Annotated in this window: 7 protein-coding genes; 6 read left to right on the forward strand and 1 reads right to left on the reverse strand. The window is 37.5% G+C overall.

What is annotated here, in order from left to right; translation table 11 throughout:
* From DWB64_RS18845 to DWB64_RS18855, 3 genes are all read left to right on the forward strand, one after another.
* Positions 1 to 2,515 (forward strand): DUF3427 domain-containing protein (locus DWB64_RS18845; protein ID WP_129489777.1); only part of this gene is annotated, 2,515 nt, incomplete at its 5' end.
* Positions 2,516 to 2,552: 37 nt separating this feature from the next.
* Positions 2,553 to 3,359 carry a GIY-YIG nuclease family protein gene (locus DWB64_RS18850; protein WP_129489778.1) on the forward strand — a complete coding sequence of 269 codons (807 nt, stop codon included), beginning with the start codon at positions 2,553 to 2,555 and terminating at the stop codon, positions 3,357 to 3,359.
* A gap of 68 nt (positions 3,360 to 3,427) precedes the next feature.
* Positions 3,428 to 3,913 carry a VanW family protein gene (locus DWB64_RS18855; protein ID WP_129489779.1) on the forward strand — a complete coding sequence of 162 codons (486 nt, stop codon included), beginning with the start codon at positions 3,428 to 3,430 and terminating at the stop codon, positions 3,911 to 3,913.
* 403 nt (positions 3,914 to 4,316) lie between these two features.
* Here the strand turns inward: DWB64_RS18855 and DWB64_RS18865 are convergent, their stop codons facing one another.
* Positions 4,317 to 6,320, reverse strand: coding sequence for a methyl-accepting chemotaxis protein (locus DWB64_RS18865; RefSeq protein ID WP_164980503.1), 2,004 nt, complete (start codon positions 6,318 to 6,320; stop codon positions 4,317 to 4,319).
* 1,273 nt (positions 6,321 to 7,593) lie between these two features.
* On the opposite strand from DWB64_RS18865, the gene DWB64_RS18870 reads away from it, so the two are divergent.
* The 3 genes from DWB64_RS18870 to DWB64_RS18880 form a co-directional block, all read left to right on the forward strand.
* Positions 7,594 to 8,349, forward strand: coding sequence for a hypothetical protein (locus DWB64_RS18870; RefSeq protein WP_129489781.1), 756 nt, complete (start codon positions 7,594 to 7,596; stop codon positions 8,347 to 8,349).
* Between the two features lie 310 nt (positions 8,350 to 8,659).
* Positions 8,660 to 8,872: a hypothetical protein gene (locus tag DWB64_RS18875; protein ID WP_129489782.1), complete on the forward strand. Its 213-nt coding sequence runs from the start codon at positions 8,660 to 8,662 to the stop codon at positions 8,870 to 8,872.
* 3 nt (positions 8,873 to 8,875) lie between these two features.
* On the forward strand, positions 8,876 to 9,143 hold a 268-nt coding region (locus DWB64_RS18880), incomplete at its 3' end, for a hypothetical protein (RefSeq protein WP_164980504.1).

Consider the following 9,143-nt stretch of genomic DNA (forward strand, 5'->3'; position numbering starts at 1 on the left):
TAATACCGAAGTTAGAATTTCGTATGATACTCAGCGCACTAGGCTTCATGCTAAGGCGTATTACTTTGAAAGGGATACTGGCTTTAGCACGGCCTACATCGGGTCGTCAAACCTTAGTAAGGCGGCGTTGAGTGAAGGTACTGAATGGAACATGAAGGTTAGTGAATACACGTCGTTTGATATTATTCAAAAGTTTAGGTATACCTTTGATACCTACTGGAACATGAGCGAGTTTGTCACGTTTGACGGAACTGATGTAGAAGATGTAAAACGTCTTTCAAGGGCGTTAAGCAGTGAAGGATATACTCCTACAACAGAAGCTAGGTTCTTTGATTTAAAAGCCTTTACCTACCAACAAGAAATACTGGATGCGCTTCAAATTGAACGTGAGGTGCATGGATCGTATAAAAACTTAGTCGTTGCTGCGACAGGTACCGGTAAAACGATGGTTGCTGCTTTTGATTTTAAGCAGTTTTATAAGTTGAATCCTAATGCACGCTTACTATTTTTAGCGCATAGAAAAGAAATTTTAGAACAAAGCATAGCATCGTTTAGGGGTGTTTTACGAGATGCGAATTTTGGTGAGTTATGGGTTGGTGGATTTACACCAAGCATTAATGATCATGTTTTTGCTTCGATTCAGACACTGAATAGTAGTGGGAACTATAAAGGGCTGAATGTGGACCATTTTGATTATATTGTTTTGGATGAAACGCACCATGGTGCAGCGGATTCTTATCAGCGGATTACCAATTATTTTAAACCTATGATTTTACTTGGCTTAACGGCAACGCCAGAACGTATGGATGGTAAGTCAATACTTGCTGATTTTAATGACCGAATCGCTTATGAAATTAGGTTAGCTCAAGCGATTGAACAGAATCTGCTTTGTCCTTTTCACTATTTTGGGGTAACGGATACTACGAGCATCAACGATGTGAAATGGCAGGGTGGGCGATATGTTACTAGTGATTTGAGTGTAACGTATATTGCAGACCATGCAAGAAATAGAGCCATACTGAATGCGGTTGATAAATATGTGAGTGATATGAGCACAGTAAAGGGCATTGGGTTCTGTGTTGATCAGAATCATGCCAAGCATATGGCGGATGTATTTAATAAGGCAGGGATTCCTTGTGAATCACTGGATGCAAATTCTAGCAGAGAACAAAGAAGTACGATTCAAAAGCGGTTGAAATCAGGAGAGATCAAGTTTGTTTTTGTTGTAGATTTATATAATGAAGGGGTGGATTTACCCTTTGTTAATACTGTGCTATTTTTACGACCAACTGAATCTGCTACAGTGTTTATTCAACAGCTTGGTCGTGGACTTAGACTGGCTGAAGGCAAAGAAGTTTTAACGGTATTAGACTTTATTGGTCAAGCGCATAAGGAGTATGACTACCGCATGAAGTTTCAAAAGCTAGTCGGTAGAACGAACCATTCTATTAACGATGAGATTGAGCATGGCTTTTCGTCGGTTCCAAGAAACTGTTTTATTCAACTTGAACGGTATGCCAAAGAATACGTATTAAGAAACATTAAAGAGGGCATGACGAATACAAGAAAGCTAAAACAAATGGTACTTGCTTTTAGAACTGATTCTGGACTGGATTTAACAGTAGGCAATTTTTTGAATCACTATGGCCTAGACGCTCAAGAACTTTATAAATATGCGACGTTAACTGAACTTACGACAGATGGATTTGTTGTAGATAATGAGTCAATACTTAGTCGAGCAAATAACTTTAAACTCGTGTTTTCAAGGCTTTGTAAGATCGATGATATTGGCTTACTTAAATTCTTGATTACCTACCTTGCAGCACCGAAAGCGGATGTGACTGAAGTTGAAAAGCGAAAAGTCTTGATGCTTTATTACTCACTATTTAACAGTGAGCCTCCATCTACTTTGCACGCGGCGTTTATGAATATGAAGCAGTATAGTTCAGACCTTTACAGTGAAATGATTGAACTGCTAAAGCATAACCTTGAGATGGCAAAACACATTCCTGTTAACTTAACTATTGCTGAACATGTCTCACTAGAACTACATGCTAACTATACTACCAATCAAGTGCTAGTGGCACTTGGTGACAGCACAACTGAAAAACTGATGCCATTTAGAGAGGGTGTAAAGTTCATTAAGTCGCTTCATTTAGACGTGTTCTTTATCACACTCAATAAGTCAGAAAAGCACTTTAAAGAATCCACGCTTTACGAAGATTATGCTATTAATGAATATCTATTCCACTGGCAATCGCAAAGCAGAACAAGCATTGATAGCCCAACCGGTCAACGGTATGTGAATCAGCGTTCCAATGGGTCTAGGGTTATGCTATTTGTAAGAGAGGCTAAGTCAGATCAGTACGGCATGACCGAAGCCTATACTTGCCTAGGTTTTGCCGACTATGTTAAACATAGTGGTAGTGCTCCGATTAGTATTGAGTATCGGTTGAAGGAGAAGATGCCGATTGGTGTGTTGAGGCAGAGTAATAAGTTTGTGGATATGGGGTAGTCTTAATAGCTAATGGTACTGTGTGAAAGGAGCTAAAATGATCCAACTTAACGATATTTTAAAACTTTCTGATGAAGACCTTAATAGAACAAAGATTAGATTTAATAAAAGAACGGATGGTTTTGATCCGATAGAGCTATTCAAAGCAGGGGATAAAAAGCTTTATGATGGTCAGTTTTGGAATTTTTCGAAAACGAAATCATTTAAGGTAGGTCAACTTGCGATTGGACTTATAAGAATTTTCGATGATAAATGGTTACTGTTTGATATTAGCGAAATTACAAAGGATCTTGATCGACTAAATGATGTTGGTTATGAATATGAAACTTTAGAGCAGTACAAGGGTTACTATGGCAGATTGATTGTAAAATACAAAAACAAGTCACAAAACATGATCAGAAACGCAGCTAGCGTTATCCAAGATTGTTCTGTTTACGAGATTTTACCTGAATACTTTAATGATGATTTCTTTCCAGGTTATGAGAATATAAATCTTACTTGGTATGAGCTAAAAAATATTATTGATAAAAAGGACTGGAAGGCTGCTCTAGAGAATCAGAAAGGTGTTTATCTAATAACTGATACTAGTAACAATAAACGATATGTTGGATCTGCTTATGGTGAGCATATGATTCTTGGCAGATGGAAAGATTATGTACAAACACTTCATGGTGGGAATAAAAAGCTAAAGGAGCTTGATCAGGAATACATTAAACATAATTTTAGGTACTCGCTTTTAGAGATTTATAAGTCTACAACGGAAGACAAAATTATTATCAATAGAGAACACTACTGGATGAATGTACTTTTATCAAGAAATGATGATTTTGGTTATAACAATTAAGGTTAATAACTGAATAACTGCCGATTGCTTGCCTATTAATTGTTTATCGAAACAATATTTGTTTTTATATGTTATGCAAACTAACAGAGACAAATAACTTTGATGGGGATACTTTTATACTTGAGAAAATCATTGCTGTTGACCAGGTGATAGAAATTCCAGAAGGTAGCATACGAATTCTTTCATCTAAAAAGGGGTATCTTAAGGGGCTTATGATCAAAAGTGGTAATACTGCTGAGGAAATAGGTGGCGGTTTATGTCAGTGCACTAATTTGATTAACTGGATGGTGTTACATACACCTCTACAAATAACGGAACATCATCATCACAATGGGGTGGATATGTTTCCTGATTTTAATCGACAAATTCCATTTGGAACTGGTACGTCTATTATGCATAACTATTTAGACTATCAATTTTACAATCCTACTAACAATGCCTTTCAGTTAAGTCTTTGGACTTGTGAAAAGTACTTAAGAGGCGAACTCAGATGTGATACGCCAGTGCCAAGATCTTACCATGTAAAAGAAGATGTATCCTTTTTTATAAAATAAAATGCGGAAATTTTCCGCATAAATGAAGTGAACAGGTATCATTATGACAGAACAACTGGAAAGATGATCGCTAAGGAGTTGATCATCAAAATAGGGCAAAAGTGTTGTAGGATGAAAGTTGTATTTCTGAAGATAAGTTGATTATTTTAGAGCATTCTTAAAGAGTCTACCAGAGTATGGCTACAGACCGCTTACCTGCGATTGCATCGTCAAAGATAAGGCTTCCTTTAGCTTGTGAAAGACCAATACAAACGTGGAGGGGAAGTAAATGTTCTTCTCTTGGGTGACAGTATCTTGCTGATGGCGCTTAGAGGGAATGTCGTGTTGAGTCAATACCCAAAAGGGCAAGTTACATGCATCTACGTATACAGAAAACGACGTCCTGGGTATGGACGTCGTTTTTTTAGACTTTAAACCTTGTGATCATGTTTTGAAGATGCTGTGCCATTTCTGATAGATCTTCGCTCGCGCTTGCGATTTCGATTGCTGATGCGGTTTGTTCTTCAACAGATGCGGATGCCTGTTCGGTGGATGCGGCGTTTTCTTGTGCGATGGCGGAAAGTGCCTCTACTCGGTTAAGTACGATTGCTTTTGAATTTTCCATTCGTTCGCTGCCCTCGCCAACGATTGAAACCATCTTTTCTGTGTTTTGTATGGCTTCTGATATGCTGCTGAAGGTAGATTTTGATAGGGCGACGCTGTGCGCTTGTTCTTTTGTATGTTCGCCTGCCTCTTTCATTTTTTCGACTGCAGTCTGAGAATCCTGATTGAGTTCTTTTAGCATCTCATCGATTGTCGATGTCGTGTTTCTCGATTGCTCTGCAAGTTTTCTTATCTCTTCTGCGACTACTGCGAATCCTCTACCATGTTCACCGGCTCTAGCCGCTTCGATTGAGGCGTTAAGGGCTAACAAGTTGGTCTGATCTGAGATGGAAGTGATCATTTGACTTGCCTCGGCAATTTTTGAAGAACTTTCATTGGTTCTCAAAATGCTTTGGTACACGACTTCTGACGCTTTGCTGTTTTGCTCGGTCTTTTCTGTCAGAGACTCCATGACTTCAAAACCGGTGACAAGCAATTGTCTGATTTCATGTGTGTTTTGCACAAGCAAGTCGACTTGCTCTATGTTATTTTGAATTTCACTGCTTAATTGATTTAGTTCAGTTGCGGCTTCCATTGTATTTTCAGCCTGTTCACCGGCGCCTCTTGCGATTTCACCGATGGTCTGGGCAACTTCACCAGAAGCGTTGGCTGATTGCTGAGAGGTAGCTGTAAGCTCCTCAGAGGTTGCTGAAACCTGTTCTGCGGTGCCGGAGACGCTTACAAGCAGTTCTCTGATGTTGCTACCCATTAGGGTTAGGGAACGTGTCATTTCACCGATTTCATCTTTTCGCTTTTGTGAGAATGCGACCAGCTTGTCTTCTATGGGTCTAAAATCAAGTGCCGCCTGTCTGTCGACTAGTTTAGTCATTTGCACGATGGGTTTTGCGATGGACAGCGCCAGTACGATCGAAACGACGAGTGAAACAATCACAACTGCTATGAGCAGGATCATTAATGCGGACATTAGTGTGGTTACTCCAGCAAACACTTCTTTTTCTGTTGCGGTATTCACTAGATACCAGTTTGTGCCCTCTATTGGTGAGAAGGCATAAAGCAAGGCTTTTCCGTCAAAAGTATAGCTGCCATAACCGGTTTTATCGCTCAATACGTGTTCAAACACTTCGGCAACCGGCACCATGGATTTATCGGATTTTGCTATTTCGATCGGTTGAAATTGCTCCATTACTCTGTTTCGGTCTGGATGGGCAACGGTTACTCCTAAATCATTGATGATATATGCGTAACCCTCATCTCCGTATCCCATATCGTCTGTGATTGCTGCCAGCGCGTTACCGTCACGTCTTGCGATTAGCGCGCCTACGACTTTACCGTTCTTTTGGATTGGCACGGCATACATAAGTACCGCGTCGCCTGTGACTTTACTGATCAGTACGTCGGATACAGACGCTTGACCGGCTAATGCCTTTTTGACGTAGTCTCTTTCAGAAAGGTCTGCGGTTTTGTTTTCGTTCATATACTTGGCTTCACCCTTTAAAGAGACGATTGCCATATCGAGATAGCCCAGTCGTTCGATTTCGCCCTTAATGGAGTTTTTTTGTACTACAAAATCCATGGATTTTGTTCGTTCGCGATTTGCTATTTCTTGAAGTACTAAAAGTCGATCTTTAACGATGATATCAATTTTTTCTGTTCCTAGTTCTGTGATCATTAAAAGTGATTTGTTAGCTTCTACTGTCATCGCATTTTTGCTTATGAGTAGGGAAACCCCACCTGTGACTACTGAAACCAACACTGCAAAGATTGCAATTAGAGCTGTGATCTTTCTTGTTAATCCTTTTTTCATTTTTTTCTCCATTTCAAGTTAAGTTCTAGAATTTTGAATGAAGACTTATGTAATTATGAAAACCGAACGATTCAGCTTATCGTTTTATGGGACACATAAAACCCAGACAAAATCAAAGTAACAAACACAAATCTTATTAGTTGAGGAAATTTCCTCAGTTGTTAAGACACCATAGATTATACTGTTTTAGGAACATATAGTATGAATTTGGGCCGACTCTAACGTAACATAACGAAGATGTTCTTACAATATTTATAAGTGATAAATCTAGGAAGCCACGCCGAAAGAGTTTTGCGTAATTGGCATTAACATTTGATACATATAAAACATACGGGAAAGGAGTGTGTTTTATGAAGATTCTTGTGGATATGATTATTTCGCACTCATAGCACCACTCATTCGCAATTGAGCATCACTAGTCCGCATTTGAGCACATGATGAGTAAGAGCATAGTGCCTCATAAGGGGATTATTGCTGATAAAGTAAAATTAACTGCGAAATGAAGCCTTGTAAAAAACAATTGTAAATGAACTTGACATATCCTACTGCATACATGTTTGATACACTAAAGATATAAATAGTCAGGGAGGATAGTATGACAAATGATATGAGGCAGAAACTTAATAGAACAACTCGTGCCGTTCACCCACATGCCGTATGTCAGTGTCACTCATTTCTCTACGGCACCGTTATACAGTTTGGATAGGCTACACTAAGTTAGACAGATTTCTTAAGGTCATATACAGCTACTCGGTGAGCGGCACCATTATTTCTATTACTACATCTCAGCGACTGGTTAATCAGTGAGTTAAGCAAATGAGCATTAAATTGTGTTACCATTAGTTTAGGCACATCAGCTGAGATTGATATATTATCGAAGCAGGTGGCTTATAAAGGTCAAACTAAGTTAAAGCTATCTGACAGATAGCTTTGGGTGTTGGTTATTCATAGGAGGCTGACAGTACCGAGCTTATCAAAATCATACTGAAAAAGATCTCTAAAGAGCCCTAAAGAGCTGATCCAAGATAAAATACTGCAAATCATCGAATTCGCTAGAAAAATAACAGAATTTGAATTCTGAACTATCATGAGTACGTAGAAGAGCAAAACATCAAACTAACCGCGCGAAAAACAAAATGGAAGTAATTACATTGAATACAAATCGGGTATTGAACAATAAGTACAAGTGAGAAATTGGTTCATAATAACTATTCTGTTTAATATATGTGTCAATTTGGCAACTTTATTTGTGATATGGAGGCTTTATTAAAAAATGATAAACTATCTAACAGAAAATATTGAAGTGTCAATTTTTGTAGGTGTCTTTCTAACTTTTTCGGTTTATCTCTTAGGTTTTGCAATGAGAGGAGTGTGGACTAAGTACGATGCACCTATTTCACACTCAACTGCTAAACAATTTTTAGCGATTTTGATGATTTTCGCAGTCTCTATGGTAATAAAAAAATTCATTGGTACTCAAGTTTATAGATGGACCGTTAATTTTTATATAATTATACAAATTGCCATATGGATTTTCTTAATGCAATATCAACGCTATCTTCTAATGAAACTTGATTCGAATACTACTTTTCGTCCAAATGTAAAAGTGTATTATATTATTATTGCTTTGTTACTGTTTCATATTGCAATTATTGTACCTAATATAGTTAAGGATCTTTATGGTTCATACAAAATACTCGGAACCAGTGAAAATGGAGAAATATTAGGCATTGTGAATCTCTTAATAGTAAGTCTTATCATATACTCAATAACAATATTGAGTTATGGTTATGCAATATCGGTAAGTTTACTTAATTTCCTAAAAAAATTTGAGTTTCAAATAGATAAAGAAAAAGTACTTTGTTACCTTGTTGGTACAAATAGAACCCATTACATAATAAAGCCACTATCAAATAATCTAGTGCTTAAACAAGTTCAACGTGAATCGGTAACTTCAATTGAGGCAATTGATATGGGAAGTAAATCAAGAAAAATTCATGATCTATTTGAACATATTCATAAAATTTGAACTGAGAACAATTTTATCATAAATGGGATCTCTTTGCAGCTGATTAACGAGCTTCTAGACAGTTTTGAGCAGCAATCAATTCAGGTGGTGATTACAGCATAAAGCACTTATTATTCATTAGTGGTTATGTTAGGAGTGTGGAATAACTTGGTTTTGGCACTATGCAAGTTCTCTAACAAGAACAACTTGTGATTTAATATAGAGAATATGATTTGTTTTTTTAACGTGAATGCATTTCGATCATAGATGAATTTAAAGTTGGTTCTAAATATAAACTTTTATGATATTGAAAAAAGAGTGGAGAAAGTTTATGAGTGATAGAATTATTAACCTAAAAGCTATGGCTAAATGGAAGGCGATACCTGCTGATATTCAGGCAAGACTTATTAGTAATGTCTATTGTAAAGCATGTGGTGAAACAAGCATTGTTGATTTTGAAATAAAAGACGATGAGTTCGGCATTGTGCTTGTAGGTAGATGTAAGAAATGTAACGGACCTGTCGCGCGAATGATTGAGGATTAACTCATGCCAAATCTAAAACTCTACGAACACCTAATCACGAAACTACTAAATAAAAAACTAGACCAAACGAAACATGACCATAAACTCTTTATTGAAGAACTAGATAGCACGGAATCTAGTTCTATTTTAGCGTTTTACTTGAAAAATGCTGTAGAGCATGGATTGCGGCATTATAAGAAAAAGGAAGAGTTAAATGAGCAACTGATGATCGCGAATCAATTGATTTGTCGGTTAAAAGAACTGACGAAAGACGACAGCCTTGAAGAGTGGT

It is taken from the genome of Fusibacter sp. A1 (assembly GCF_004125825.1).
In the GTDB taxonomy this organism is placed as follows: domain Bacteria; phylum Bacillota; class Clostridia; order Peptostreptococcales; family Acidaminobacteraceae; genus QQWI01.

Coding starts and splice junctions, on each gene's coding strand:
- DWB64_RS18850 (WP_129489778.1), top strand. CDS start 2,553: ATGATCCAACTTAACGATATTTTAAAACTTTCTGATGAAGACCTTAAT.
- DWB64_RS18855 (WP_129489779.1), top strand. CDS start 3,428: ATGTTATGCAAACTAACAGAGACAAATAACTTTGATGGGGATACTTTT.
- DWB64_RS18865 (WP_164980503.1), bottom strand. CDS start 6,320: ATGAAAAAAGGATTAACAAGAAAGATCACAGCTCTAATTGCAATCTTT.
- DWB64_RS18870 (WP_129489781.1), top strand. CDS start 7,594: ATGATAAACTATCTAACAGAAAATATTGAAGTGTCAATTTTTGTAGGT.
- DWB64_RS18875 (WP_129489782.1), top strand. CDS start 8,660: ATGAGTGATAGAATTATTAACCTAAAAGCTATGGCTAAATGGAAGGCG.